This is a genomic window from Kitasatospora sp. NPDC058162, from assembly GCF_042884005.1.
In the GTDB taxonomy this organism is placed as follows: domain Bacteria; phylum Actinomycetota; class Actinomycetes; order Streptomycetales; family Streptomycetaceae; genus Kitasatospora.
On record NZ_JBHVUS010000002.1, the window covers coordinates 215,353 to 240,146 of the forward strand.

Sequence of the window (24,794 nt, forward strand, 5' to 3'; positions counted from 1 at the left end):
TCCTGGAAGGGAACTGGGGGGTCGTGGCCGTTCGGGGTCCGCAGCCTCAGAGTCTGCGGACGCCCTCGATCACGGCCTGGATCAGGGAGATGTCCGGTGCCTCGGCGAGCTGGACGGGGGCCCGGGTGAGGATCAGCCGGGCTTCCGCCAGGTCGTCCAGCAGCACCTTGACCACGCTCACCGGCAGGTCCATGGTGGCCGCGATCTCGGCCACGGCCAGCGGGCGTTCGCGGCACAGGTCGAGGATCGCGGCCGGTTCGGGGGTTAACCGGCTGGTGTCGGTGCGCGGGTCGGCGGTGACCACCAGGGTGATCAGCGCGAAGCCGTCACGGACCGGGCCGGTGCGCCCGTTGGTGATCGCGTAGGGGCGGACCAGGTGGCCGGCGTCCTTGTCGTAGAACCAGCCCTCGTCGGCGTCGGCGGTGCTCACGCACCGCCACCCGCGCCGACCTGGCCCGCGTCGCTGCGCGGCGCCGCGGTGAGGTACTGGCCGACCTGCTTGACCAGCATGTTGATCTCGTAGGCCATCAGCCCGGCGTCCACCTGCTCGCTGGTGAGGACGGCGAGTCGGGCGCCCTGTCCGGCGGTGGTGACGAACAGGAACAGCTGGTCCATCTCGACCACGGTCTGCCGGACCCGTCCGCCGTTGAAGCGGCGTCCGGCGCCGCGGGCCAGGCTCTGCAGGCCGGAGGCGACGGCGGAGAGGTGCTCGGCGTCGGCCCGGTCGAGGTCCTTGGACGTGCCGACCAGCAGGCCGTCCTCGGAGAGGACGATGGCGTGCCGGGTCTCGGGGACCCGCGCCACCAGCTGGTCCAGCAGCCAGTTGAGGTCGCGCTGGGTCTCGGTGTGCTGCGTCATCACTGCTGTTCCTTGACTTCCTGAACGGCGGCGGCCTCCGCGGCTCCCTCGGGGGCGGAAGGTGCGGCCGGGTTGGGGGCGATGGCGGGTGCGTCCGGTGCGGTACCGGCCGCGCGGGCGCTCCGCGTGCCGCGCTGGATGGCGGCCATGGTGGCGCGGGACCGCGACGGCGAGGGGTCGTCGGCCTCGCCGAACCGGGGACCGGCCGGAGCGGCGTGGGCCCCGTACGGTGCGGCCGCGGGGAGCGGGGCGGACGGCGAGGCGGGCGGCATCATGGTGCCGGGCGCGTGGGCCTCGCGGAGCTGCTCGGCGAGGCTGGCGTTGCGGACCCGCTGCGGCAGGACGCGCGGGGTGCGCAGTTCGCCGTCCGGGCCGTGCTGCACGCTGTCCTCCTGCGGGCGTTCGTGGGTGGGCGTCGACCGGTCGGCGGGGACCCCGTCGAAGCCGACCGCGGAGTCCACCACGGCCGGGTTCACGACGGCCGGGTTCACGACGGCCGGGTTCACGACTGTCGGTTCCACCGGCGGCCCGTCCACGAAGGGCCCGTCCACGTGGCCGGGCGCCGAACCGGCCCCCGGGTCGAGCTGCGCGGCGAGCTCCGCCGACGGACCGGTGGGCAGGTCGTACGGGCGGGGCAGTACGGGCCGGGGCACCACCACGGCCCCGGGCAGCCCGGGGATCTCGGCGCCGACCGGCAGTCCGGCGTTGTCGAGGACGGGCCCGCCGCCCGCACCGTCCTGCCGCGCGAGCAGCTCACCGACGATCACCTCGCCGCCGGCCACACCGGCCACACCGGCCGCACCGGGCGCGACGGCCGCACCGGCCGCACCGGGCGCGACGGCCGCACCGGCCGCACCGGGCGCGGCGGCCTGGGGCATCGAGGGGGCGCCGACGACAGCGTCTCCGCCACCGGCGACAGCACCGCCGCCACCGGCCACAGGACCGCCGGCACCGCCCGCCGGATCCGTCGCGGCGCCGGTCCCGCCGACCCCGCCCGGCGCGTCGCCCGTCAGCCCGCTGAGCACTCCCGCCAGCGCACCGGACAGCTCCTCGTCGACGACGCCGAAGTCGCCCTCGGACGGCCGCGGTTCGGGCACCGGGGTCCGGGTGACCCGCGCGCCGGACGGCAGTCCGGGCACGGCGGCGGGCTGTTCGGCCTGCTCCAGCAGCACCGCGGGCACCAGCACCACGGCCCGGGTCCCGCCGTACGGCGAAGGCCGCAGGGTGACCTGGATGTCGTGCCGGGCGGCGAGCCGGGCGACGACGAACAGGCCGAGCCGCAGGTCGTCGCCGAGCGCGGAGACGTCCAGCTCGGGCGGGTTGGCCAGGTACTCGTTGAGCCGCTCGTACTCCTCCTCGGTCATGCCGAGGCCGCGGTCCTCGACCTCGACCGCCAGGCCCTTGGGGACCTCCTGCGCGGAGACCTGCACCTGGGTGTACGGCGGGGAGAAGGTGGTGCCGTTCTCGATCAGCTCGGCGATCAGGTGGATCACGTCGGCGACGGCCTGGCCGCTGAGCGAGGCGCGCGGCACGCCCTGGACGACGACCCGGGCGTAGTTCTCGGTCTCGGAGACGGCGCTGCGCAGCACGTTGACCATGGGCACGGCGTTGCGCCAGCGCCGGGCGGGCAGCGCGCCGCCGAGGATGACCAGGTTCTCGGCGTTGCGCCGCATCCGGGTGGCGAGGTGGTCGACGGCGAACAGTTCGCGCAGCAGCTCGGGTTCCTCGTGCTCGCGCTCCAGCGCGTCGAGCATGCTGATCTGGCGGTGGATCAGGATCTGGGTGCGGCGGGCGATGTTGAGGAAGACCTTCTTCGTCCCCTCGCGGCCCTGGGCCTGGTGGACGATGGCGGCGACGGCGGCCTGCCGGACGGCGGCCAGGCCGTCGGTGGTCTGCTGGACCTCGTCGCCGGCCCGCCGGGACGGCGCCCAGGTGGGCGGGGTGGGCACCGGCTCCCCGGCGCGCAGCCGCCCGACGACCTCGGGGATCTCCTGCTGGGCGAGGGCGAAGGTGTCGCCGCGCAGTCCGGCGAGCCGGGCGGACAGCGACCGGGCGGCGCGTATGCCGCGGACCAGGCTGACCAGCAGCACCAGGGCGACGACGGCGGTTCCGGCCAGCAGCGCGGTGCGGTTTCCGGCGTCGCGCAGCAGGTAGGCGGCGTAGCCCCAGGCGGCGGCGAGGCCCAGGCTGGGGACCAGCACGAGGGCGAGGAGCGAGCTGCGGAGGGAGCCGGACCGGCCGGCGCGGTGGCCCGAGCGGGGGGCCGATATGCCTGGCATCTGATTCCTTGTTGCAGGGCCGGGTTGCGGGCCGGGTCTCGGGGCCGGACGGCGGGTCGGCCCGAGCGACCCGAGCGTCCCGGACCGGGCGTCAGGGCGCCGAGGCCCGGGGTCGCCGGACGGGGTGACGCGGTGTCACCGTCCGTGCGGGGTTCAGCGCGGCCGCCGACGGCAGGAAACCTATCAGTCCCAGGTGCCCTCATCGCAACATCAACTGACGATATGTGAACGGGTGATGGCAGGAACGGCCACTCCCGGTCAGAGCGTTCGCCGACGGAACGCCGCTGCTCAGCGCGGTCGCGGTGGAGCAGGAACGGCTCCCCGGGAGGCCGGTCGGGGCCTCTCGGGGAGCCGTCAGGAACAGGTCAAACCGTCGTTATGCTGAAAGTTCGCCACCGTCCGGGCGTCGGTAAGGGTTTCAACCGTCCACTTTCAGCCCGCCGGTTCAACTGGCCACTTTCAGCCCGCCGCGGAGAGCGGCACCACCCGACTGGCCCGGACGCCCCGGACACCGCGCACCCCGTACCCGTACAGCTCCTCCGCCGGGGACGCCCCGGACGCCGCGGAGGCCCCGGACACGGCAGACGCCCCGGACACCGAGGACACCGCGGACGGCCCCGACTCCAGCTGGTTGAGCTCGGTCCACGCCCAGCTCGCCAGGTCGGCCAGCTCGGCCGACCACTGCTTGCCGTACGTGCCCGTCGCCACCTGTCCGAGCCGCAGCTTCTGCACGTCCGAGGTGCCGGCCGGGGCGTAGATGTGGGTGGCGTCCCGCAGGTAGCGGATGATGTTGTGCTCCTCCTGGGTGCCGCGCGCGGCGAAGATCTCCATCGCCTGGCGCGCCGAGTCCATCGCGTACTCGGTGTTGATGAGCTTGGCGTTCATCAGCTCGGCGTCGCAGGCCTTGCCGTTGTCGAGCAGGTGCGAGGCGTGGTACGCGGCCAACTTGGCCGTCATCAGCCGGGACTGCATCTCGCCGAGCTTCAGCGCGATGCTGTTCAGCTGGTTGACGGGCTTGCCGTAGAGCACCCGCTCCTCGGCGTAGCGCACGGTGTCCTCCACCACGGCGACGTGGATGCCGAGCGCGACGGCGCCCAGGTTCAGCCGGCCGTACAGGGTGGAGGAGGAGTAGGCGACGTCGAGGCCCTGCCCCTCCTCGGCGAGCCGGTTGCCGACCGGGATGCGGCAGTCCTCGAACACGAGCTCGCCGAAGCTGAACCCGTGCAGCCCGCCCTGGGTGCCGACGGTGCCGGCGCGGAAGCCGGGCCGGTCGCTCTCGACCAGGAAGGCGGACAGCCCCTTGCTGCCCCGGTCGGTACGGAAGACCACCCCGTGGACGTCGCCGATGTGCGAGTTGCCGACGAACACCTTGCGGCCGTTGAGCACGTACTCGTCGCCCTCGCGGCGGGCGGTGCCCGCCATGCCGAGCACGTGGCCGCCGGACTCCGGCTCGGTGACCGCGATCGTCGGCAGGCACTCGCCGGACGCGAACTTCGGCAGCCACTCCCGCCGTTGGGCGTCCGAGCCGAAGTGGATGACCTTGGCGACGCCGAGCTGTGAGGCCTGCGCCATCGCACCCATCGCGCCGCTGACCCGCGCCAGTTCCTCGACGATGACGGTCTTGGCGAGGTGTCCCAGGCCCAGGCCGCCGAACTCGCGCGGGATCGTGACGCCGATCCAGCCGCGACGGGCGATCTCCCGCGAGAGCTCGAACTCGATCTCCCGGTCGGCTTCCATTCTGGCCACCTGAGGACGCACCTCCTTCTCCGCGAACTCACGGACCTCCGCCCGGAGGCTCTCGTGTCGTTCGTCGGTGAAGTAGTCCATCGCCATGCTTGGTCCTCTCGTTCCGGTGGTGTCGTGCCTCCGTTCGTGCCGTAGATGCCGCTCCGGCCGCTCCCCCAGGGAGATCGGGTGGGGGTGTGGAGGTGTGGCGGTGCCGATCGCTTCCAAGCCATCGGTGCATGCGGATCCGGGCCGGGGTTCCCGTGGCTCCCGGGGAACTACCGTCCGTGTCTTCGGCAGGGCTCATTGTCATATGGGCACATGGGGTCCATACAGAGTCGATCTTGGAATGGCGGGATTCGGCCCGTCTCGAGGGTGGCGGGTTTTGCCACTGTGCCGGTAGGGGATTGACCTTCCCCGCTCGCGCGCGGCGCCGCGCAGTCGCTCACATGCTGCTTTGACTGTTCATCAGCAAGGCCGGTGATCGGTCCCGGTAGCACCGCACTGCCCGGATGTCTGATTACATGTGCGCCATGACTGATGTGATGAGCACTCAAGGCCAGTTCCCGGGTGCCGCCGGGGAGTCCGAACGCACCCGCAGGCTGCGCAGCCTGGGTCTCAACGAACCCTCCGCGGACGAGGCCTTCGACCGCTTCGCCCACCTGGCAGCCAGCATCACCCGCGCTCCCATCGCGATGGTCAACTTCATCAACGACGAGCGCCAGATGTTCCGGGGGCTCTACATTCCGCCAAATTCTTCCGACGTCGCGGTCGAAGAAGGCGCCTCCTGGGCGGATCGGGGCATCGCCTTCGACCTTCCCACCCGTCAGATGCCGATGAGTCACGGCTTCTGCCCGCACGTGGTCGCCCAGCGTTCACCCCTCGCACTCGACGACATCCTCGCCTACCCCCGGTTCGCCGGTAACCCGGTCGTGGACGAACTCGGCGTCCGGGCCTACCTCGGCGCCCCGCTCGTCGACGACACCAACACCGTCATCGGCACCGTCTGCGTCCTCGACCGGGAACCCCGGCAGTGGGGACGCGAGCGGCTGCGCGACATCCAGCACCTCGCCGAGGCGCTGCTCTCCGAGATCCGGCTGCGCGACAACCTGCTCGCCCAGCAGCAGGAGATGTTCGCGGCCTTCGACGGCTCCCCGTTCCCCATCATGCTGACCGACGGCCCCGGCCAGGAGATCCGCTACGCCAACGCCCAGCACGCCGACACCTTCGGCGCGCCGGTGGCGTACGGCTCGATCGGCACCGCCTACCCCCAGCTCGGCGCGGCCGGCCTCCAGCAGGCCGTCGCGGAGGCCTACCACACCGGACGGGCCACCGTCCTCAACGACGTCCGGATCCAGTCAGGCCGTCCCGAGGCACAGCGCATCCAGCAGATCTTCAGCTTCACCTGCACCCCGCTGCGGGTCGCGCGCACCGGCCAGGTCAACGGCGTCCTCACCGTCGGCATGGACGTCACCGCCCAGTCCCGCACCGAGGAGGAACTCGGCACCCTCGCCGCACTGCTGGTCGACCGGCTCCAGCAGAACGGCGCCGCCACCCCGACCGGCCGACCGGGCATCGCCGGCGGCACCGGACTCGTCCTGCCGAGCTGAGCGGCCGACCGTCGCTCGTGCGCGGCAGCACGGCCCGCGGGCGCACCCGCCCAGCGCACCACCCGTACCGCCCACCGCACCACCCGTACCGCCCACCGCCGTGGCGGGGCGCCTCTCACCCCCGAGGAGAGGCTCCCCGCCACAGTGCCGTTCCGGGACGGGCACGGCATGCGAGCCGCCGTCCCGGGCCGAACGGGCGCCGGGCCGAACAGGCGCTCCGGGCCGAGCGGGTGAACCGTCCACCGCCCGCACCCCCGGCCGGGCCCGGCGACGGCCCGAGGACGGCCCGCCGGTGGTAGGCATGGGCCGCATGGACTGGATCGACTGGTTCGCCGCCCCCGACTACTGGCTGAGCCGACTGCTCGTCCAACGCCTGCTCGCCGGCCTCTACCTGATCGGATTCCTGGCCGCCGCCGCCCAGTTCCGCGCCCTCATCGGCACCGACGGCATGCTGCCGGTGCCCCGCTTCACCGCCCGCGTCCCGTTCCGCCGCTCGCCCGGCCTCTTCCACCTCCACTACAGCGACCGCTTCTTCGCCGCCGTCACCTGGAGCGGCGCCGCGCTGGCCGCCGCGGTGGCGGCCGGCCTCGCCGACGTCCTCCCGCTCTGGGCCTCGATCCCGGTGTGGGCGGTGCTGTGGGCCCTCTACCTCTCCATCGTCAACGTCGGGCAGACCTGGTACTCCTTCGGCTGGGAGTCGCTGCTGCTCGAAGCCGGCTCGCTCGCCGCCTTCCTCGGCAACGCCGACACCGCCCCGCCCACCCCCGTGCTCTGGCTGATGCGCTGGCTGGTCTTCCGGGTCGAGTTCGGCGCCGGACTGATCAAACTGCGCGGCGACAGCTGCTGGCGCGACCTGACCTGCCTGCGCTACCACCACGAGACCCAGCCCATGCCCGGACCGCTCAGCTGGTTCTTCCACCACCTGCCCGACCCGCTGCACCGGGTCGAGGCGGCGGCCAACCACGTCGTCCAACTCCTCGTCCCGATCGGCCTGCTGCTCCCGCAGCCCGTCGCCAGCTACGCGGCCTGCGCCGTGATCGCCACCCAGCTGTGGCTGATCGCCTCCGGCAACTTCGCCTGGCTCAACTGGCTGACCGTCGTCCTCACCCTCGCCGCCGTCGAACCGGCCCGCCTCGGCCTGTCCGTGCCCGTCCACCACCGCCCGGGCGCCCCCGTCTGGTACCAGGTCGTGGTCATGACGGTCACCGCCGCCGTCCTGGTGCTCAGCTACTGGCCGGTGCGCAACCTGCTCTCCCGGGGCCAGGTGATGAACCGCTCCTTCAACCGGCTGCACCTCGTCAACACCTACGGCGCCTTCGGCAGCGTCAACCGGCTGCGCCAGGAGGTCGTGGTCGAGGGCACCGACGAGGCCGTCCTCACCCCGCACACCGTCTGGCGCGAGTACGGCTTCAAGGGCAAACCCGGCGACGTGCGCCGCCTCCCGCGCCAGTACGCCCCCTACCACCTGCGCCTGGACTGGCTGATGTGGTTCGCCGGCATCTCGCCCTCCTACGCCCGCCCCTGGTTCCTCCCCTTCGTCGCCCGCCTGCTGGCCGGCGACCGGGCGACGCTGCGGCTGCTGCGCCACAACCCCTTTCCCGACGCCCCGCCGACCCACGTCCGGGCGACCCTCTACCTCTACCGGTTCACCGGATGGCGCGAACTGCGGGAAACCGGCGCCTGGTGGCACCGCACCGCGCTCCACGCCTACCTCGCGCCGGTCGACCTGCCCACCCTCGGCCGGGCCGGCCACTACCCGCCGCCCGGGCGGCCGTCCACCGGCCCGCCGCCGCCCGGCCGTTCCACGAGCGGTCCCCGGCGCGTGCGCACCGTCCCGCTCGACCGGCTGCGCCGGGCACGCCCACCCCGGACGGAGCACCCCGGCCACCCGTCCGGACCAGCACCGGGCCACCCGGGCGGCCCTCCCGAGTAGCGGCCAGGCGGGCGGTATGGCAGGCGACACCGGCCCGTCGGGCGGTGGGTGCGTGCAAGGCTCGAACGGGCACCCGTATTCTGGGCCTCCACAACCGGCGGCCCGACCGCGCGCCCCCCGGCCCCGCCCCAGGGGCCCCGTGCACCCGGCCCGCCGCCCCCTCGCCGCCAGCCCCGCCGTCGTCGCCCAGAACCGGACCTCACATGACAGTGCTTCACTCGCGCAACGCCGACGCAGCCGACCCGGCGGACGTCGCCGACGCCGCAGACGTCAAGGACCCCCAGGACGCCGCTGCGGAGCCCGACCTCCGCGAGGACCTCGGCCGCTACGCCGAACTCGGGGCCTTCACCCTCAGCGCCGACACCCACGCCTGGTACGCGGCCGTCGACACCGTCGCCACCCCGGAGGACGCCCGCGCCGCCTCCACCGCGCTCGCCGAACTGCGCGGCAGCGACCTCCAGCAGACCTGGGAGGCCGTCACCGCGATGGCCACCGAGGTCAAGCTGGACGAGCCCGACACCGTGGCCAAGACCGCGCTGCTGGTCGAGATGCTCCAGCGGGTCCGCCGCACCTCGGCCACCCTCACCAGCGCCGCGTACGACGCCGACCTCGCCGCCCTCGCCGCCGCCACCGCCGACAGCACCTGGCGCCGCGAGAACGGCGTCAAGCTGTCCTGGCTGCGCGGCCGCTCGCTGCGCAAGCAGGCCGCCACCCTCGCCCACGACCGCAAGGTCCGCCGCGAGGACCTGCACGAGGCGCTCACCTCCGCCGAGATCGAGCGCCGCGCGTGGGCTGCCGTCGCCCCCGCCGGCACCCTCCCGCGGGTGCCCGCCGACGGCGGCCTGGTCGAGCGCACCGCCCAGGCCTTCGAGCCGATCAACACCGGCCTGCGCGGCCTCGCCCGACTGCTGCCCGACCACGACCTCGACGGGCTCGCCTTCACCGAACTGGCCGACCTGGTCGAGCGCCTCGCCGCCGACGAGGGCACCCTCTACCGGCTGCCCACCATCCGCGGCCTGCGCGCCACCCTGGAGGAGGCCGGCCTCGCCGACCTGCTCGCCGAACTCACCGCCGCCAAGGCCGACCGCCGCGCCGCCGAGGCCGCGTACGCGGCGCGGCAGGCGCTCGCGGGCGGGCAGCGGGACGGGCTGGCGTCGTCGGTGGCCGTGGAGGCCGAGGCTTCGGTGGACGTCGAGGCCGAGGCCGAGGCGGAGACCGAAGTCGAGGTCGATACGGCGGAGTCCGGCGCCGAGGCCGAGGCCGCCGCGCGTCAGGCGCTGGCCGCCGGGCAGCGGGACGGGCTGGCCGAGTCGGCGGTCGCTGAGCCGGTCGTTGAGCCGGTCGTCGAGGAGACCGGGGTGGAGGAGTCGGACGTCGAGCTGTCGGACGTCGAGCCCGAGGTCGTCGGGACCGTCTCCGACTCGGACGTGGACTCTGCTGAGGCCGAGGCTGAGGCTGAGGTCACGTCCGAGACCGAGTCGGTTGTGGTGGAGGAGGAGAAGGAGGAAGCCCCGGTCGCCGTGGTGTCCCTCCCGGCGCCCTCCCCGGCTGCTGACGACCTGGTGGCCGCCGCCACCGCCGCGCTGGCCGAAGCCGCAGTCGCGGACGAGGTGGCGGAGACCGAGCCGGTCGAGGCCGAGGAGCCCGTCGCCGAGGTCGAGGTTGCGGTCGAGGCCGAGCCGGAGACCATCGCGGTCGAGGAGCCGCAGGTCGAGGTCGAGGTCGAGGCCGAGGCCTCGGTCGAGGTCGTCGAGGAGGCTCCGGCCGTGGTGGTCGAGGAGCCCGAGGCTGTCGCCGAGGTGCCCGCCGTCGAGGTCGAGGTCGAGCCCGAGGCTGTCGTCGTTGAGCCCGAGGTCATCGACGAGGAGCCCGCCGCCGAGCCCGAGGCCGTGGTGGAGGCCCCCAGCACCGAGGTCATCGAGCCGGTGGTCGAGGTTGAGGCCGAGGTCGAGGTCGTCGAGGAGCCCACGACCGTGGTGGCCGAGGAGCCCGCCGTCGAGGAGCCTGCCGCCGAGGTCGAGCCCGAGGCCGTCGTCGTTGAGCCCGAGGTCGAGGCCGAGGCTGAGGCCGAAGCCGTTGTCGCAGCCGAAGAGCCTGCCGTCGACTCCGAGCCCGAGCCCGAGGCCGTCACCGCCGAGCCCGCCGTCGAGCCCGAGCCGACCCCCGAGCCCGTCGCCGAGGAGGCCCCCGGCCGCCCGGCGAAGCCGGACTTCACCCCCGGCCGCCCGGTGACCGCCTACTCGGCGGACGAACTGCTCGCCGTCGTCCGCTGGATCGACGGTGACGGCACCGGCCGGAGCGACGAGGAACTGCTCCGTGCGGCCATGAAGGAGCTGGGCTTCGCCCGTCTCGGTCCCCGGATCAAGGAGGCGCTGGGCGCCGCCGTCACCGCCGCGCGCGGCTGACGTCCGGGCGACACAGCCGGACACGCAGGGCCCGGGACGCACGCGCGTCCCGGGCCCTGCGCCGTACGGCGGCGGGGGAGTCCGTCAGCCCGCCTTGTTCCAGGGCTGGCTCGCCATCAGCGCCTTCACGTTGGCGACGTACTTCGGGTTCGGGATGTCGAGGCTGCCGACGATCTCCCCCGAGGTCGGGTCCGTGACGGTGGTGTAGTGCACGTTGCCGGCGCCCGCGTTGTACGCCGAGATGACCAGGTCGAGCAGCGGCGTCTTGCCGGTGGCCGGGTCGGCGGAGAGGTCGTACTTGCCGCCGAAGGAGGAGTCGCCGTAGTAGGCGACCAGCCAGTCGATCAGCTGGGTGCCGAGCTGGACGTTCCCGGCGAGCGTCTTGGGGTCGGAGCTGGTGCCGTACTTGCCGTTCATCCAGGCGACGGTGTTGGGCATGACCTGCATGGTGCCGATCCCGCCGTCGCAGGCGAGGATGCCGGACTGCCAGCCGCTCTCCTGCCAGGCGATCGCCTTGACCAGGTTGACCGGCAGCGCCGGGAGCTTGTCGGTGCCGCCCGAGCTGAGGTTGAGCACCCGGGACTGGCCGGCCGCCGCCGTGAGCGCCGCGCCGACCGTCGCCTTGGGCTCGTCCGGCTGGGGCTTGCTGGGCTGGCAGCCGCTCTGCGCCGGGGGCACGTGGCCGGCGGGCGGGGCGGGCGGTGCCGGGAGGGCGACGGCGCCGGGCTTGGCGGTCGGGACGGGCGCCGGGATGGCGGGCTTCTCGACCGGCGGCTGGGTGGCGGGCGCGCCGGCCGCGGTGCCGCCGGCGGCCTTGGCGTTGCCGGTCTGGGCGCCTGGCGCGGGCTTCGCGGACTTGCCCGCGCCGGTGCTCGGGCTGTGCGAGGCGTCGGGGCTCGCGGAGGCCGAGGCGCTCGGCGTCGGGGTGGTGCTCGCGGACGGGCTCGCGCTGGAGGTGTCGGTCGGCGTGGCGGTGGCCGCGGTGAGGGTGGTGCCGGCTCCGGCGCCGGGGTGCTTGTCGCCGCTCTCGGTGCCGCAGCCGACCAGGACGGCGGTCGACACGGCGACGGCGGACACCAGGACGGTGGCCCGCCGGGTGGTGCTCAACTTCATCTGTGGTCCCCCCACTTGTCGCCGGTGGTCCCGGCGAGTGGCGGTCATCCTACGATGTGGCCGATTCCCCCTGTACGAACGGGTGGTCGATCGCCTGCCGGAGGACGGCCGGGGCGGCCGCGAGCGAGGGCCCGTACCAGGTCAGGTGGCGGCCGCTGACCAGCGCGACCGGGACGCCGGGGAACGCCTCCGGGCCGTCCTCGGCGGTGAAGCGGTACGGCTCGTCCGGCAGCACCACCAATTCCGGCCGCTCGGCGCGCAGTTCGGGCAGCGGTACGGCCGGGTAACGCTCGGGGTGCTCGGCGTGGACCAGGTGCAGGCCGAGGCGGTGCAGCAGGTCCCCGGCGAAGGTGTCGCGGCCGAGCACCATCCACGGGCGGCGCCAGATCGGCACGATCGCCCGCGGGCCGTCCGTCGCCGGCCGCAGGTCGTCCGCCACCGGCCGCACCCCGCGCCAGGCCTCCTCCGCCTCGTCCAGCCAGGCCGGGCGCGGCAGTCGGCAGGCGACGGTGAGCAGCCGGTCCAGCGAGCGCAGGGCGCCGTCCAGGGTGCGGATGTCGGTGACCCACACCGGCACCCCCGCCGCCCGCAGCGCGTCCAGGTCGGGGCGGCGGTTCTCCTCGTCGTTGGCGATCACGAGGTCCGGGCGGAGCGCGAGCACGCCAGGAAGGTCCGGGTTCTTGGTGCCGCCGATCCGGGCCACGGCCAGGTCGGCGGGGTGGCTGCACCAGTCGGTCGCGCCGACCAGCAGACCGGGGGCGGTGGTGGCGACGGCCTCGGTCAGCGAGGGCACCAGGGAGACCACCCGGCGCGGCGGCAGCGGCCCGAGCGGTACGGGCAGGCCGAGGTCGTCGCGCGGGTCGGTGGGGTCGGCCATCCGGCCACCCTACGCGCGCGGGGCCGTGCCCGGGGCTGGACGGAAGCCCAGGAAGCCCCGGACGTCCCGGAAGCGCCGGAAGTCCCGGGAACCCGGCGCGGACCCGGCCCGACTACCTGGTCCGGGTCCGCAGCGCGGGCCCCCAGCACGATCACCGACCAGGAGAGTCCTCATGCGCCCTCGCGTCGTCTGCGGTATCGCGGCCGCCGTCGCCCTGTTCGCCACGGCCTGCGGAAGCGGCGGTGGCGGGAACGGCGGCGGAAGCAGTGCCGCCGTCACCGTTCCCGCCACCGCCGGGGCCGCCTACCCCGTCACGGTCGCCGACTGCGCGGGCAAGGAGACGACCATAGCCAAGGCCCCGACGAAGATCGTCACCTCCAACGCGGCGAGCCTGGAACTGCTGCTCCGACTCGGCGCGGGCGACCGGGTGATCGGCACCGGCTTCCCGCCCGGCAAGGGCACCCTGCCGGCGGCGCTGGCCGAGCAGGGCGCCAAGGTGCCGGTGCTCGGCGACAAGACCATCCCCAAGGAGAAGCTGCTCGGCTCCGGCGCTGACCTCTACGTCGACACCTTCGGCGCGATGCCGATGATGGGCGGCGGCGCCACCGGTCCGAGCGAGGCGGAGTACGCGGCGGCCGGCATCCAGCACGTCTACCTGCTCTCCACCGCCTGCGCGGGCACCCCGAAGGCCGCCAAGGCGCCGCGCACCGACCTTGCCGGGATCGAGGACGACATCCGCCGCCTCGGCGCCGTCACCGGCACCGGCGCCCGCGCCGAGGAACTCGTCACCGGGATGGAGAAGCAGATCGGCGAGGTCCGCACCGCGCTCGCCGGCGTCCCGGAGGACAAGCGGCCGAGCTACTTCGTCCTCGACTTCGACGCCGGGACCAAGCAGCCGACGGCCGTCTGCGGCCGGCAGGTGGCCAACGCCGTCATCACCCAGGCCGGCGCCCGCAACGTGTTCGCCGACTGCGACGCCGACTTCAAGCCCGGCTCCTGGGAGGACGTCGTGGCCAAGAACCCGGACTGGATCCAGCTGGCCGTGCGCAACCGGGGCAGCGAGGAGGCCACCCGCAAGGCCTTCGACGACGCCGAGGCGTTCCTGCGGAGCTTCCCGGCGACCCAGGGCCTGAAGGCCGTCCAGGAGGGGCACTTCGTGCGGCTCGGCTCCGAGGTGACCACCATCGCGGGGGTGCGCAACGCCGACGCCGTCCGGCAGATCGCCGCCACCGTCCACCCCGACCTCGTCAAGAACGGTCAGTAGACCGTGACTTCGGCCGAAGCCGCCGAAGCCGCCGATGTCATCGGCGTCGCCGAGGTTGCCGATATCGCGGACGCCCGGCGCCCGGCCCGCACCCTGCGGGCCGGGCCGCTGGCCGCCGCGCTCGCCGCCGCCCTGGTGCTCGCGCTGACCGCCGCCGTCTCGTTCGGCTCGGTGGACATCCCGCCCGGCGAGGTCTGGTCAGTGGTCGTCCACCACCTCACCGGCCGGGCTCCCGAGCCCGGCACCCGCGACCTCATCGTCTGGCAACTGCGCGTCCCGCGCGCCCTGTTGGCGGCCGTGGTGGGCGCCGGACTCGGCCTGGTCGGCACCGCCGTCCAGGCCCTGGTCCGCAACCCGCTCGCCGACCCCTACCTGCTCGGCATCTCCTCCGGCGCCTCCCTCGGGGCCGTCGCCACCCTCGTCCTCGGCACCGCCTTCGGCGTCGAACTCTCCCTCGGCAGCGCGCTCGGCCTCACCGTCTCCCTGGCGGCCTTCGCCGGCGCGCTCGCCGCGTTCTCGCTGGTCTGGCTGATGGCCCGGCGCGGCGGCGGCTTCTCCCCGCTGCGCCTGGTACTGGCCGGCATCGGCATCGCCCAGTTCCTCGGCGGCATCACCAGCTACCTCGTCCTGCAGACCAGCGACGAACAGCAGACCCGGGGCGTGCTGTTCTGGCTGATGGGCAGCCTCGGCGGCGCCGTCTGGGCCCAACTCGCCATCCCCGTAATCGCCGTGGCGCTCGGCCTGGCCCTGCTCCAGGCCCGGGCCCGGGGGCTCAACGCGATGCTGATGGGCGACGAGACGGCCGCCGGGCTCGGCGTGGACGTCACCCGGCTGCGCCGCGAGGTCTTCGTCGTCACCAGCGTGCTCACCGGGGTGCTGGTCGCCGTCTCGGGGGCGATCGGCTTCGTCGGACTGATGGTGCCGCACGTCTGCCGGCTGCTCGTCGGCGGCGACCACCGGCGCCTGCTGCCGCTGTCCGCCCTCACCGGGGCGGTACTCCTGGCCGTCGTCGACACCGTCGCCCGCACCGCCCTGGACGGCCAGGAACTGCCGATCGGCGTGGTCACCGCCGTGCTCGGCGCCCCCACCCTGCTCTACCTGCTGGACCGACGACTGGAGCGCAGTTGAGGATCGCCGTCGAGGACCTGAGCGTCGCCCTGGCCGGGCGCACCGTGGTGGCCGGGGTCCACCTGGTCGCCGAGGAGGGGGAGATCGCCGGACTGGTCGGGCCCAACGGCAGCGGCAAGTCCAGCCTGCTGCGCACCGTCTACCGGCACCTGCGGCCCAGCGCCGGGCGGGTGCTGCTGGCCGGGCGGGACCTGGCGGAGCTGCGGCCCGCCCAGTCCGCCCGGCACATCGGGGCGCTGCCCCAGGAGCGCGGCGGGGACTTCGAGTTGAGCGTGCGGGAGGTGGTGGCGATGGGCCGCACCCCGTACAAGCGGGCCTTCGCGGCCGACGACCCCGAGGACCACCGGATCACCGCCGAGGCCCTCCGCCGGGTCGGCATGGCGCAGGCCGCCGACCGCCGCTTCGCCCAACTGTCCGGCGGCGAACGGCAGCGGGTGCTGCTCGCCCGCGCGCTCGCCCAGCAGCCGGACGTCCTGGTGCTGGACGAGCCGACCAACCACCTGGACGTCCGGCGCCAGGTCGAACTCCTCGCCCTGCTGCGGGAACAGCGCCGCACCACCCTGGTCGCGCTGCACGACCTCAACGCCGCCGCCTCGGTCTGCGACCGGCTGCACGTGCTGCACCGCGGCGCCCTGGTGGCCTCCGGGGCCCCGCGCGAGGTGCTGACCGCGGACCTGCTGGCCGAGGTCTTCGGCGTCCGCGCCGCGGTGGTCGAACACCCCCTCACCGGCGACCCGTTGATCGCCTTCGACCACCGCTCCCCGGCCGGCACCGCCGTCCCGCAGCGGTACGGGGCTCAGGGCACGCCTTAGTAGCCCTCGTAGTGGCTCGGCCGGCCGTCGCGCAGCACCGGCCGGCCGAGCCGCGCGGCCTCCTCGTTGCGCCGCAACTCCCATCCGCCGTCCGGCCGGTGGAGCACCGCGGAGTGCCAGGGCGTCATCCAGGCGTCGGACGCCGCCAGCAGTCGGATGCCGAACTTCGGCGCACCGGACGGCTGCGGGTGGATCGACAGCCGCACCGCCCGCGGATGCTGTTCTGCGATCAACTCGCCCCAGGCGCGGCTGCGTTGGATCACCCCGTAGGCGCGGCGGCGGCACTCCCGCTGCAGGGCCGACTTCGTGCCGGGGAAGTCCACGGCGTCCTCGGTGAGGAAGCGGGTGATGCCGCGGTAGAGCCGCAGGGTCTCCTGCTCGGTCAGCACCTGCTCGCGCAACTCCTCGAGGCCCGGCGCGTACCGCTGGTGCACCCGGGCGCGCTTCTCGTCGTACGGCAGGTCCCCGAGCACCGCCCGCAGGTCGAAGGTGTCCAGGTGGCGCAGGCCCTCGCGCCCGATCACCGCGGTCAACTCGTCCGAGTACTCGTCGATGTGCTCGTCGGGGACGCCGATCAGGTCGCCGAAGATGTGCCCGTCCGAGCAGATCAGGATCCGGGCGCCGGGCGGGTGGATCCGGCCTATCCGCTCGCAGAGCTCGTCCAGGAAGGTCAGGGACAGCCGTTCGCCCTCGTCGGGCAGGTGGCCGAGCACCTTGGCCGGGTTCGGCGACTTGCACGGGAAGCCCGGCAGGGTGAACACGATCGGCTCACCGGCCGCGATGAACTCCGCCAACTGTGCCAGTTGGAAGGGGAAGTGCTCGGGCCGGGCGTCGAACTCCGGGTCGGAGGCGCGGCGGTGCGGGAGCAGCAGCCCGAGGACGCGGGCGGCGAGCTGCGCCGTCGACGGCTGCCCGGGGGCACTGGTGACGAAGGGGGCGGTGCCGACGGGCGGCATGATGGGTCTCCTCCTGGGTGGTGGGTGGTGGGTGGCGGGGTGGGCGAGGGTGCTCGGCGGTGCTCAGCAGCGCTCAGCGGCGCAGGTCGTAGGCGACCGGCAGCCGGTTCACGCCGCGGGCCAGGACGGCGGGGATCCAGGCGAGTTCGTCCAGGCCGTCCCCAGGCGTACCCGCCGGGCGCAGCCCGTCCAGCCGGGTGAGCAGGGCCTCGACGGCGACCTGGAGTTCGGCCCGGGCCAGGGCGGCGCCCGGGCAGTAGTGGATGCCGTGGCCGAAGGCGAGATGGGCGTTCGGCGTGCGGTCGAGGTCGAGCCGGTCGGGCTCCGGGAACTGCGCGTCGTCGCGGTTGGCGGCGCACAGCGAGACGATCACCGAGTCGCCGGCCGGGACGGTGGTGCCGAACAGGTCGCTGTCCTCGGCGAAGAAGCGCCAGGTGGTGAGCTCGAACGCGGCGTCGTGGCGCAGCAGTTCCTCGATCGCCCGGGCCAGCCGGCCGGGCTCGTCGAGGCCCGCGCGCAGCGCGGCGAGCTGCTCGGGGTGGCGCAGCAGGGTGATCAGCATGGTGGTGATCTGGTTGGTGACCGGCTCCTGGCCGGCCACCAGCAGCTGGAACACGATCGAGTCGAGCTCCTCGCGGCTCAACTCGCCCGCGTCGTGGGCGGCGACGAGCCGGCCGAGCAGGTCCTCGCCCTCGGTCCAGCCGGGCGCCCGGCAGTCGGCGCGCTTGCGGGCGACCACCTCGGCGATGTACGTCTGCAGCCCGCGCAGCCGCGCCTCGTACGCCGGTCGGCCAGGGTCCTGCGGGCCCACCGGCTGGACCACCTTGCCCCAGTCGCGGTCGAAGCGCTCGGCCAACTCGGCGGGCAGCCCGATGACTTCGGCCAGCACCCGGAAGGGGTAGTGGGCCGCGAAGCCCGCCACCAGGTCGGCGCCGCCGGTCTCGGGCAGTCCGTCCACCAGGGCATCGGCCAGCTCCCGCAGCCGCGGGCGCAGCGCCTCCACCCGGCGCGGGGCGAACGCGTCCAGCACCAGACGGCGCATCACGGTGTGCTTGGGCGGGTCCTGGTGCAGCAGGTGGACCTGGAGCTGGGAGTGCTGCGGCTCCGGCATGATCGACGCCAGGCGCCGCCAGTTCTCGTTGCCCAGGCTGTGGTTCTTGCCGAGCCGGGGGTCGTTGAGGGTCGCGTGGGCGGCCTGGTGGCCGGTGACCAGCCAGGCGTGGATACCGCTCGGGAACTCCACCCGGTGCACCGGGCCGGCCTCGCGCATCCGGCGGTAGAGCGGGTACGGGTCGGTCTTGTAGGCCTCGCCGTACAGCGGGACGGGGCTGGGGAGGCGGTCGTGGCCGTACGGGCAGCGCGGGGAGTCGGCCTGGGCCTGCTCCTGGTCGTGGCTCTGGGCCTCGGTGTCGGCCGCGGTGGGCATGGGGGTGGTGTCGGTCATGGATGTGCTTCCTCCGATGGGGTGGATGTGTCCGGTGGGCCCTACGCCCGCGGGCGGCGGCCGTGCAGGGCGAGCAGCAGCACGGCGGTGGCCGCCACCGCGGCGGCCAGGGCGATGCCCGCGTGGGTGCCGGTGGTGGCGCGGTCGCCCGCCAGGGCGGCGGCGGTGGCCAGGGCCGGGCCGAGGGCGAAGCCCAGGCTGCGGGAGAGTTGGACGGCGGAGCCGGTGGTGGCGAGCTTCCCGGGCGGGGAGGCGGTCATCACCAGGGCCTGGGTCGGGCCGCCGTTGAGGCCCATCCCGGCGCCGGCCACGGCCAGCCGGGCGGCGATGTCGAGCGCGGACCAGTCGGCGCCCACCGGGATGAGCGCCGCCAGGCCGCAGGTGGTGATGACGGCGCCGGTGAGTGCCGTCGGCCCGGCGCCCCAGCGGTCGGCCAGCCGCCCGCCGACCCGTCCGGCCAGCACCATGCCGAGCGGGAAGGCCAGCATGGTCAGCGCGGTCGCGGTGGCGCTCTCGCCCTGCGGGCCGCGCAGGTGCTGGACGAGCAGGTACTGGCAGGCCGCGAAGCCGGCCGCGAGGGCGAGCACCGAGGCGTTCACCCCGGTCGTTCCGGCGGCCCGCAGCACCTCGGCGACCGGACGGCCGCCCGGGCGGCGCAGCCACAGCAGCACCAGCGGCACGGCGGGCAGGGTGAGCAGCAGCCACTGCGGTGCCGTCGGCGCCAGGGTGAGCCCGAGCAGGACGGCGGCCACCGCCGCGCCGATCAGCGCGGCGTCGCCGAGCGAGCCCCGGTCGGGCAGCCTCAGGCCACCGCGCCGCGGGGCGTACCGGCGCACGATCAGGACGGCGGCCAGGCAGACCGGCAGCTTCACCAGGAAGACCGCCCGCCAGCCGAGGTGGTCCAGCAGCAGGCCGCCGACCACCGGACCGGTGACGGCGCCGAGCGGTCCCAGCGTCGCGGGCACGCTCATCGCCCGCCCGCGCAGCTCGGGCCGGACGGAGGTCGCCGCCAGGACCGGCATCAGGACGAACAGCACGGCCCCGAAGGTGCCTTGGAGCAGGCGTGCGGCGATCAGCCAACTCGCCCACGGGGCCACGGCGGCCAGCACGCTGCAGGTCGCGAAGCAGCTGACCGCGAGCAGCAGCGCCGAGCGGGTGCCGACCTGCTCCAGCCATCGCCCTGCGGGCAACAGCAGTGCCACGAGGGGGAGTTGGTAGCCGAGGGCGGCCCACTGCGCGACCCCGGCGGTGACGTGCAGGCCGGAGGCTATGTCGGTGAGCGCCAGGTTGACCACGTTCATGTCGAGCATCGCGACGAACGAGAGCAGCCCGGCGGCCACGACCAGGCTCCACCGGTCCACCGGCTCGATCTGACGGTCTGTCAGATCAGCTGTGGCCGAGGGGTGTTGCGCTCGCATGAAGGTCCTCCGTCCCCCGTTGCTGTACCGGGCACCGCCTCGGCGGCGGCGTCCGGTACAGCAGTCGGAGGCGCGGGGGCTCCAGTTCCGAACACTTGGGGGAATTTTTCGGACGGGCGGACTGACGGACGGGTGGACGAGCGGATGGACGGGTGGACGACCGGATGGGCGAGCGGGGCGGCGAGAGGCCCCGGCGAACAGATGACGGATGACAGATGACAGCGAACAGGTTTCAGATAACAGATTTCGAAAGCTGTTATCTGTTATCTGAAATCTGTCATCCGTTCGCTGTCATCCGCCGGCCGTCCGCCCGCCGCTCAGCAGGCCGCCGCGAGCTCCCCGGCCTCGGCCGCCCGCAGGCGCGCTATCAACTCCTCCCGCGCCCGGGCGACCCGGGAGCGGACGGTGCCGATGGGGCACCCGGCGACCTCGGCCGCCTCGGCGTAGCTCAGGCCGACCACCTGGGTGAGCACGAAGGCCTCCCGTCGCTGCGCGGGCACGCGTTCGAGCAGGTCCCCGAGGGCGATCCCGTCCTCGAACCCGGCCGCCGGGGTGCCGCCCTGCCGTTCCGCGGCCTCCTGCCAGTCCGGCAGGGCCGCGCAGCGCGGCCGGGCGGCGGCCATCCGGTACCGGTCGATGACCGTGCGCCGGGCGATCGACAGCAGCCAGGTGCGGGCCGAGGACCGCCCGGCGAAGGCGGGGAGGCCGCGCAGGGCCCGTAGGAAGGTCTCCTGGGCGAGGTCGTCGGCGGACTGCACGTCGGTCAGGTGGGCGACGAAGCGCCAGACGTCCCGCTGGGTCGCGCGGACGAAGGCCTCGACGTCCGCCGCCCGGCCCGAGCGGGCGGTCAGCGCGAGCGCGGTGAGCTGGTCGTCATCCACGGCGGCCTCCGACTCGACCGGCTCCGACCCGACCGGTCCCGACCGGACCGGCTCCGGCCTGGCCGGTCCTGCCCCGGCTGGTCCCGCCTCGGCGGCTGTGCGGGACGATGGGCATATGAGATGCGCGCAGTTCCGTACCGCTCTGTCCGCCCGGCTCGACGGCGAACCGAGCGGCCTGCCCGGCACCCGGCTGGACAAGCACGTGGCGCGCTGCGCCGGATGCCGGGACTGGCTGGACCGGGCCGAACGACTGCGCGCCCAGGTGCGGGCGGAGGCCGTCGACGGGCCGGCGCCGGAGTGGGCGGCCGGGCTGTCCGCCCGGCTGGGGCTGGACGGTCCGGTCGGCCCGGCACCGGAGGCGCCGCGGGCTGCGGAACGGTAGGGCGCGGAACGGCAGGACGGGGGCGCCGGTGGTCACCGGTGCGCCGTCGGAGTGAGGCATGGGAAGGTCCCGAGGGGAAGGCTGGGAGCGGCGCCGCGCACAGCGGCGCCACCGGCGTCCATGGGTCGGCCGCACGGCGCACCGCACCTCTCGTGGAGGTGCCGGGGCGGCCGCGGATCCGGGCCCGGGCCCCGACGGCACGCGCGGCCCGGAGCGCGACGGCACAGGACGTGACGGCGCGGGGCGCGACGGCACAGGACGTGACGGCGCGGGGCGCGGCGCAGCGGCAGGGCGACCTGCCCGACGCCGAGGTCCCGGTAGCGGCCGGTCACCGGCCGGTAGGGGAGGGGCGCGTCGGGCGCGTCAGCAGGCGAGGGCGAAGGCCGGCGGCCCGCGCCGGACGACGGCATGGGTGAGCAGCACCGACCGGGGCAGCCTGGCGGGCCGGTCGGCGGGCCGGGGCACGGCCGGCGGCCGGTGCCCGAAGGGGCGCGCGAGCAGCGTCAGCAGCGGGAGCAGCAGCGCCCCGGCGACGACCGCCCCGAGCGCGGCGAGCAGTTCGAAGACCCGGACCAGCGCGGTGTCACCGCGCCAGAGCAGCAGTGCACAGCCGAGCGCCGCCAGGACGTGGGCGAGGGCCATCCCCGGCGACATCCCGTGCGACATGCCGTGCGACATCCCGTGGGCCATGCCCTGCGACATGCCGTCCGACATCTGGTGCGCCGCACCCGTCGGCATGCTGTGCGGCAGGCCGGGCACCCCCGCCATCCCGGGCATCCCCATGTCCATGGCCGCCCCGTCGGCGGCCCCGGCCCCGGCCGTCGCCCCGTGGTGCAGGCCCGCCATCGGGCGCAGGCTCCCCGAGGCCGGTGGGACGTCCGGGTCGATGCCCGCCATCCGGGCCAGCTCGGCGGGCGAGAGCCCGCCGGCCGTCCGGTCCGGGTTGCAGAGCAGCAGGGCCGCCCAGTCCGTGGTGGCGAGCCGGCCGAGGCCGCCGCCCCCGCGACCGAGCGCCGCGGCGTGTTCGAAGAACAGGTGCAGCGAGGTCTGCGCCGCGACCATCCAGGCGCTGATGACCCCGAGCCCGCGCCGCTTCCCGGCCAGCAGCCAGGTCAGTCCGAGGACCGCCCCGAACGCGCCGAGCAGCACCGACGGCGAGACCCCGGCCCCGGCCATGGCGACGTGCGCCGTGGCGGCCATCGCCACGCACAGTGCGGCGAAGACCACGGCGCGCAGCAGGCGGATCCGGTCGGTCATCACGATGGCACTCATCGTCGCACCCGCCGCGCCCCGCCCGTACCGCACCCTCCGGTGATGGCCGGTTCCAGCCCGTGAGACCATGCCCGGCCCGCGCGGCCGCGCCCGCCCGGAGGGCCCGCGTGCTTGGCCCGAGAGCCCGCGCTTGGCCCGCCGGGTCGACCGATCGTCCGCTCTCGGCACCCGTTCTGCCCTAGCACCGTTCCGCGCCGCCGTCGATCCGGCTTGACACGCCCACCTCTCGATCACTAAATGTGCACCCTCCGGTACGGATCGTGTCCGCCGGAGTGATCGTCGAGCGAAGCGGCACGAGTCGGGCGCGAACCCGACCGGAAGCAGGAGGCACGGCCATGGACACCCCGACGGAGGTCTCCGTTCCGACGGCAGACACCCCCGACCTCACCGATCCCCGCTTCTGGCAGCTGCCCGCGCCCGCCCGTGCCGCCGCCTTCGCCGAGCTGCGCCGCCGCCCGGCCCCCGTCTACTTCGGCGACCGCGCCACCGGCCGGGGCTTCCACGCCCTGGTCCGGCACGCCGACGTGGTCGAGGCCAGCCGCACCCCGGACGTCTTCCGTTCCGGCCCCGGGGTGACCACCCCCGAACCGGCCCGCTGGGTCCGGCTGCTGTTCGGCGACTCGATGGTCAACCTCGACGACCCCCGGCACGCCCAGCTGCGCCGGATCGTCTCCCGGGCCTTCACCCCGCGCCTGCTCGGCCGGGTCGAGGAGGACGTCCGCCGGATCTCCGCCGCCCTGGTGGACGCGGTCGAACGCGACCGGCCCGAGGACTTCGTCGGCACGGTCGCCGCCCAGCTCCCGTTCCAGGTGATCTGCACCATGATGGGCATCCCCGAGCAGCCCCGCCGCGCCATCCTCGACCTGGTCGACCGCAACTCCGAGAACGTCGGCGTGGCCCGGCCGCTGCGCCGCCGCCTCCGGGTGCCCGGGCGCGGGCTGGCGGCACTCGCCCGGATGCAGGGCATCGTGGCCGCGATCGGCCGCGAGCGCCGCCGCCGGCCCGCCGAGGACCTGATCTCCGCGCTGGTCACCGCCGACGTGGACGGCCGTCGGCTCACCGGCCGCGAGCTGGGCGCCTTCTTCTCCCTGCTGCTGGTCGCCGGGGTCGAGACCACCCGCAACGCGCTCGCCCACGGACTGCACCTGCTGACCGTCCACCCCGAGCAGCGCGCGCTGCTCCTCGAGGACCTGGACGGCCGGCTCGACGGGGCGGTGGACGAGATGGTCCGCCACGCCACGCCGATCGTCCAGTTCCGCCGGACCGTCGCCGTCGACCACGAGCTCGGCGGCCCCGGCGGCCCGCTGCTGCGGGCGGGGGAGAAGGTCGCGCTGTACTACGGCTCGGCGAACCGGGACGAGACAGTCTTCCCCGACCCGGAGGCCTTCGACATCACCCGCACCCCCAACCCCCACCTCGGCTACGGCGGCGGCGGGCCGCACTACTGCCTGGGCGCGCACCTGGCCCGGCAGGAGATGACGGCGCTGTTCCGCGAGCTGTTCACCCGACTGCCCGAGGCACGGTCGGTCGGCGAGCCGGTGCTCGTCCCGTCCAGCTTCGACCACCGGGTCCGCTCGCTGCGCTTCACCTTCTGAGCCCGTACGGCCCCGGTACTGCCCTGCCTGCGCTGCGCTGCTCCGCGCTGACCGCGCCCCGGGGCGGGTCAGACGGACAGCTCCCACACCGCGTGGTCGTGCGCGAACATCACCTGGCGCGGCCCGTGCTCCGCGACCCGGTCCAGCCAGGCCCGGTAGCCGGGCAGCGGCGCCGCCACCCCGCCGCGCGCCGCCTGCCGGGCCAGCACCGCCTGCCCGTACTCGGAGGCGAAGTCGTACGCCTGTCCGGCCAGCAGCACGCTGCAGGAGTCCATGCGTTCGACCAGCAGGGACTGGTGGCCGCCGGTGTGCCCGGGGGTGGGCAGCACCCGGACGCCGGGCCAGAGCTCGGTCTCGCCGTCGAGTTCGCGGTGGACGGCGCCGGGGAAGTCGACCAGCGCGTCGATGGTGTAGTCGCCGCGTCGGGCGGTGGCCAGCTCGTCGGCCTGGACCAGGATCGGCGTCCCGGCGAACAGCGGATTGCCGCCGCAGTGGTCGAAGTGCAGGTGGCAGTTGACCACCAGGTCGATGTCCGAGACCGCGACGCCCGCCGCGGCGAGCGCCTCCGGCAGCGGGCGGCGGGCGGGGCGGTAGTGCGCCTCGGTCTCCGGCGAGCCGGCGCCGATCCCGGTGTCGAACAGCAGCAACCCCTCCGGGCCGCGGACCAGGTACGCGAGCACCGGCTCCACCCGCGGCTCGGGGCCGCCCACCTCGGCGGCCGGCCGGACGATGTGGCCCAGGTCCAGTCGGCGGATCGTGTGCATGCGTCCCCCTTGACACTCAGCCCCCGTGTGACGGCCGAGGCGGCCGCTGTTCGCACCCTATCCGGCGTCCGGAAGCCG

20 protein-coding genes are annotated in these 24,794 nt (G+C 74.5%); 8 read left to right on the forward strand and 12 right to left on the reverse strand.

Annotation, left to right across the window (positions count from 1 at the left end):
• Nucleotides 1–46: 46 nt before the first annotated feature.
• The 4 genes from ACFVXG_RS04470 to ACFVXG_RS04485 all read right to left on the reverse strand — a co-directional run bounded on the left by ACFVXG_RS04470 (nt 47) and on the right by ACFVXG_RS04485 (nt 4,970).
• Nucleotides 47–430 carry a DUF742 domain-containing protein gene (locus tag ACFVXG_RS04470; RefSeq protein WP_350504082.1) on the reverse strand — a complete coding sequence of 128 codons (384 nt, stop codon included), beginning with the start codon at nt 428–430 and terminating at the stop codon, nt 47–49.
• Complete coding sequence (locus tag ACFVXG_RS04475; RefSeq protein WP_387924233.1) at nt 427–858, reverse strand: roadblock/LC7 domain-containing protein; 432 nt, start codon at nt 856–858, stop codon at nt 427–429. The genes ACFVXG_RS04470 and ACFVXG_RS04475 overlap by 4 nt, the downstream gene beginning before the upstream one ends.
• Nucleotides 858–3,137 carry a sensor histidine kinase gene (locus tag ACFVXG_RS04480; protein ID WP_387924234.1) on the reverse strand — a complete coding sequence of 760 codons (2,280 nt, stop codon included), beginning with the start codon at nt 3,135–3,137 and terminating at the stop codon, nt 858–860. The genes ACFVXG_RS04475 and ACFVXG_RS04480 overlap by 1 nt, the downstream gene beginning before the upstream one ends.
• Before the next feature lie 459 nt (nt 3,138–3,596).
• Nucleotides 3,597–4,970, reverse strand: a complete 1,374-nt coding sequence (locus tag ACFVXG_RS04485) for an acyl-CoA dehydrogenase family protein (protein ID WP_387924236.1) — start codon at nt 4,968–4,970, stop codon at nt 3,597–3,599.
• 425 nt (nt 4,971–5,395) lie between these two features.
• Here ACFVXG_RS04485 and ACFVXG_RS04490 point away from each other — a divergent pair, with 425 nt between their 5' ends.
• From ACFVXG_RS04490 to ACFVXG_RS04500, 3 genes are all read left to right on the forward strand, one after another.
• On the forward strand, nt 5,396–6,472 hold the full coding sequence (locus ACFVXG_RS04490) for a GAF domain-containing protein (RefSeq protein ID WP_387924238.1): 1,077 nt from the start codon (nt 5,396–5,398) through the stop codon (nt 6,470–6,472).
• A 319-nt stretch (nt 6,473–6,791) separates the two neighbouring features.
• Nucleotides 6,792–8,405, forward strand: a complete 1,614-nt coding sequence (locus tag ACFVXG_RS04495) for a lipase maturation factor family protein (RefSeq protein ID WP_387924865.1) — start codon at nt 6,792–6,794, stop codon at nt 8,403–8,405.
• A gap of 203 nt (nt 8,406–8,608) precedes the next feature.
• The gene (locus tag ACFVXG_RS04500; protein ID WP_387924240.1) at nt 8,609–10,810 is read left to right on the forward strand and encodes a hypothetical protein; all 2,202 of its coding nucleotides are present in this window, start codon (nt 8,609–8,611) and stop codon (nt 10,808–10,810) included.
• Between the two features lie 84 nt (nt 10,811–10,894).
• Here ACFVXG_RS04500 and ACFVXG_RS04505 read toward each other — a convergent pair whose 3' ends face one another.
• Nucleotides 10,895–11,923 carry a transglycosylase SLT domain-containing protein gene (locus ACFVXG_RS04505; protein WP_387924242.1) on the reverse strand — a complete coding sequence of 343 codons (1,029 nt, stop codon included), beginning with the start codon at nt 11,921–11,923 and terminating at the stop codon, nt 10,895–10,897.
• A 49-nt stretch (nt 11,924–11,972) separates the two neighbouring features.
• Nucleotides 11,973–12,800, reverse strand: coding sequence for a helical backbone metal receptor (locus ACFVXG_RS04510; RefSeq protein WP_387924244.1), 828 nt, complete (start codon nt 12,798–12,800; stop codon nt 11,973–11,975).
• A 172-nt stretch (nt 12,801–12,972) separates the two neighbouring features.
• Here ACFVXG_RS04510 and ACFVXG_RS04515 point away from each other — a divergent pair, with 172 nt between their 5' ends.
• From ACFVXG_RS04515 to ACFVXG_RS04525, 3 genes are read left to right on the forward strand one after another with little or no spacing between them, the layout of a single operon-like run.
• On the forward strand, nt 12,973–14,064 hold the full coding sequence (locus ACFVXG_RS04515) for an ABC transporter substrate-binding protein (protein ID WP_387924246.1): 1,092 nt from the start codon (nt 12,973–12,975) through the stop codon (nt 14,062–14,064).
• A 39-nt stretch (nt 14,065–14,103) separates the two neighbouring features.
• On the forward strand, nt 14,104–15,192 hold the full coding sequence (locus ACFVXG_RS04520; protein ID WP_387924867.1) for a FecCD family ABC transporter permease: 1,089 nt from the start codon (nt 14,104–14,106) through the stop codon (nt 15,190–15,192).
• Nucleotides 15,189–16,004 carry an ABC transporter ATP-binding protein gene (locus tag ACFVXG_RS04525; RefSeq protein WP_387924248.1) on the forward strand — a complete coding sequence of 272 codons (816 nt, stop codon included), beginning with the start codon at nt 15,189–15,191 and terminating at the stop codon, nt 16,002–16,004. The genes ACFVXG_RS04520 and ACFVXG_RS04525 overlap by 4 nt, the downstream gene beginning before the upstream one ends.
• Here the strand turns inward: ACFVXG_RS04525 and ACFVXG_RS04530 are convergent.
• The 4 genes from ACFVXG_RS04530 to ACFVXG_RS04545 all read right to left on the reverse strand — a co-directional run bounded on the left by ACFVXG_RS04530 (nt 16,001) and on the right by ACFVXG_RS04545 (nt 20,703).
• Entirely contained in the window at nt 16,001–16,960 is a 960-nt protein-coding gene (locus ACFVXG_RS04530) for an L-tyrosine/L-tryptophan isonitrile synthase family protein (protein ID WP_387924250.1), read from the reverse strand. The genes ACFVXG_RS04525 and ACFVXG_RS04530 overlap by 4 nt on opposite strands.
• A 73-nt stretch (nt 16,961–17,033) precedes the next feature.
• On the reverse strand, nt 17,034–18,404 hold the full coding sequence (locus ACFVXG_RS04535) for a cytochrome P450 (RefSeq protein WP_387924252.1): 1,371 nt from the start codon (nt 18,402–18,404) through the stop codon (nt 17,034–17,036).
• A 41-nt stretch (nt 18,405–18,445) separates the two neighbouring features.
• A complete protein-coding gene (locus ACFVXG_RS04540; protein ID WP_387924254.1) occupies nt 18,446–19,822 on the reverse strand; it encodes an MFS transporter in 1,377 nt (458 codons plus the stop codon).
• Nucleotides 19,823–20,139: 317 nt separating this feature from the next.
• Nucleotides 20,140–20,703, reverse strand: a complete 564-nt coding sequence (locus ACFVXG_RS04545) for a sigma-70 family RNA polymerase sigma factor (protein WP_387924256.1) — start codon at nt 20,701–20,703, stop codon at nt 20,140–20,142.
• 115 nt (nt 20,704–20,818) lie between these two features.
• Between ACFVXG_RS04545 and ACFVXG_RS04550 the strand changes: the two genes are divergently transcribed.
• Complete coding sequence (locus ACFVXG_RS04550; protein WP_387924258.1) at nt 20,819–21,085, forward strand: zf-HC2 domain-containing protein; 267 nt, start codon at nt 20,819–20,821, stop codon at nt 21,083–21,085.
• 363 nt (nt 21,086–21,448) lie between these two features.
• On the opposite strand, the gene ACFVXG_RS04555 is transcribed toward ACFVXG_RS04550, so the two are convergent.
• Complete coding sequence (locus ACFVXG_RS04555) at nt 21,449–22,357, reverse strand: hypothetical protein (protein ID WP_387924260.1); 909 nt, start codon at nt 22,355–22,357, stop codon at nt 21,449–21,451.
• A gap of 335 nt (nt 22,358–22,692) precedes the next feature.
• Between ACFVXG_RS04555 and ACFVXG_RS04560 the strand changes: the two genes are divergently transcribed.
• Nucleotides 22,693–23,952 (forward strand): cytochrome P450, encoded by a 1,260-nt coding sequence (locus ACFVXG_RS04560; RefSeq protein WP_387924262.1) that lies wholly within the window; start codon nt 22,693–22,695, stop codon nt 23,950–23,952.
• A 68-nt stretch (nt 23,953–24,020) separates the two neighbouring features.
• On the opposite strand, the gene ACFVXG_RS04565 is transcribed toward ACFVXG_RS04560, so the two are convergent.
• On the reverse strand, nt 24,021–24,716 hold the full coding sequence (locus ACFVXG_RS04565; RefSeq protein WP_387924264.1) for an N-acyl homoserine lactonase family protein: 696 nt from the start codon (nt 24,714–24,716) through the stop codon (nt 24,021–24,023).
• Nucleotides 24,717–24,794: the final 78 nt, after the last annotated feature.

Excerpts from the sequence above, each read along its gene's own strand:
- ACFVXG_RS04535 (WP_387924252.1), bottom strand. The coding sequence starts at position 18,404 with ATGACCGACACCACCCCCATGCCCACCGCGGCCGACACCGAGGCCCAG.
- ACFVXG_RS04510 (WP_387924244.1), bottom strand. The coding sequence starts at position 12,800 with ATGGCCGACCCCACCGACCCGCGCGACGACCTCGGCCTGCCCGTACCG.
- ACFVXG_RS04565 (WP_387924264.1), bottom strand. The coding sequence starts at position 24,716 with ATGCACACGATCCGCCGACTGGACCTGGGCCACATCGTCCGGCCGGCC.
- ACFVXG_RS04540 (WP_387924254.1), bottom strand. The coding sequence starts at position 19,822 with ATGCGAGCGCAACACCCCTCGGCCACAGCTGATCTGACAGACCGTCAG.
- ACFVXG_RS04550 (WP_387924258.1), top strand. The coding sequence starts at position 20,819 with ATGAGATGCGCGCAGTTCCGTACCGCTCTGTCCGCCCGGCTCGACGGC.
- ACFVXG_RS04505 (WP_387924242.1), bottom strand. The coding sequence starts at position 11,923 with ATGAAGTTGAGCACCACCCGGCGGGCCACCGTCCTGGTGTCCGCCGTC.
- ACFVXG_RS04490 (WP_387924238.1), top strand. The coding sequence starts at position 5,396 with ATGACTGATGTGATGAGCACTCAAGGCCAGTTCCCGGGTGCCGCCGGG.
- ACFVXG_RS04480 (WP_387924234.1), bottom strand. The coding sequence starts at position 3,137 with ATGCCAGGCATATCGGCCCCCCGCTCGGGCCACCGCGCCGGCCGGTCC.
- ACFVXG_RS04515 (WP_387924246.1), top strand. The coding sequence starts at position 12,973 with ATGCGCCCTCGCGTCGTCTGCGGTATCGCGGCCGCCGTCGCCCTGTTC.
- ACFVXG_RS04500 (WP_387924240.1), top strand. The coding sequence starts at position 8,609 with ATGACAGTGCTTCACTCGCGCAACGCCGACGCAGCCGACCCGGCGGAC.
- ACFVXG_RS04530 (WP_387924250.1), bottom strand. The coding sequence starts at position 16,960 with ATGCCGCCCGTCGGCACCGCCCCCTTCGTCACCAGTGCCCCCGGGCAG.
- ACFVXG_RS04555 (WP_387924260.1), bottom strand. The coding sequence starts at position 22,357 with ATGAGTGCCATCGTGATGACCGACCGGATCCGCCTGCTGCGCGCCGTG.
- ACFVXG_RS04475 (WP_387924233.1), bottom strand. The coding sequence starts at position 858 with ATGACGCAGCACACCGAGACCCAGCGCGACCTCAACTGGCTGCTGGAC.
- ACFVXG_RS04485 (WP_387924236.1), bottom strand. The coding sequence starts at position 4,970 with ATGGCGATGGACTACTTCACCGACGAACGACACGAGAGCCTCCGGGCG.
- ACFVXG_RS04560 (WP_387924262.1), top strand. The coding sequence starts at position 22,693 with ATGGACACCCCGACGGAGGTCTCCGTTCCGACGGCAGACACCCCCGAC.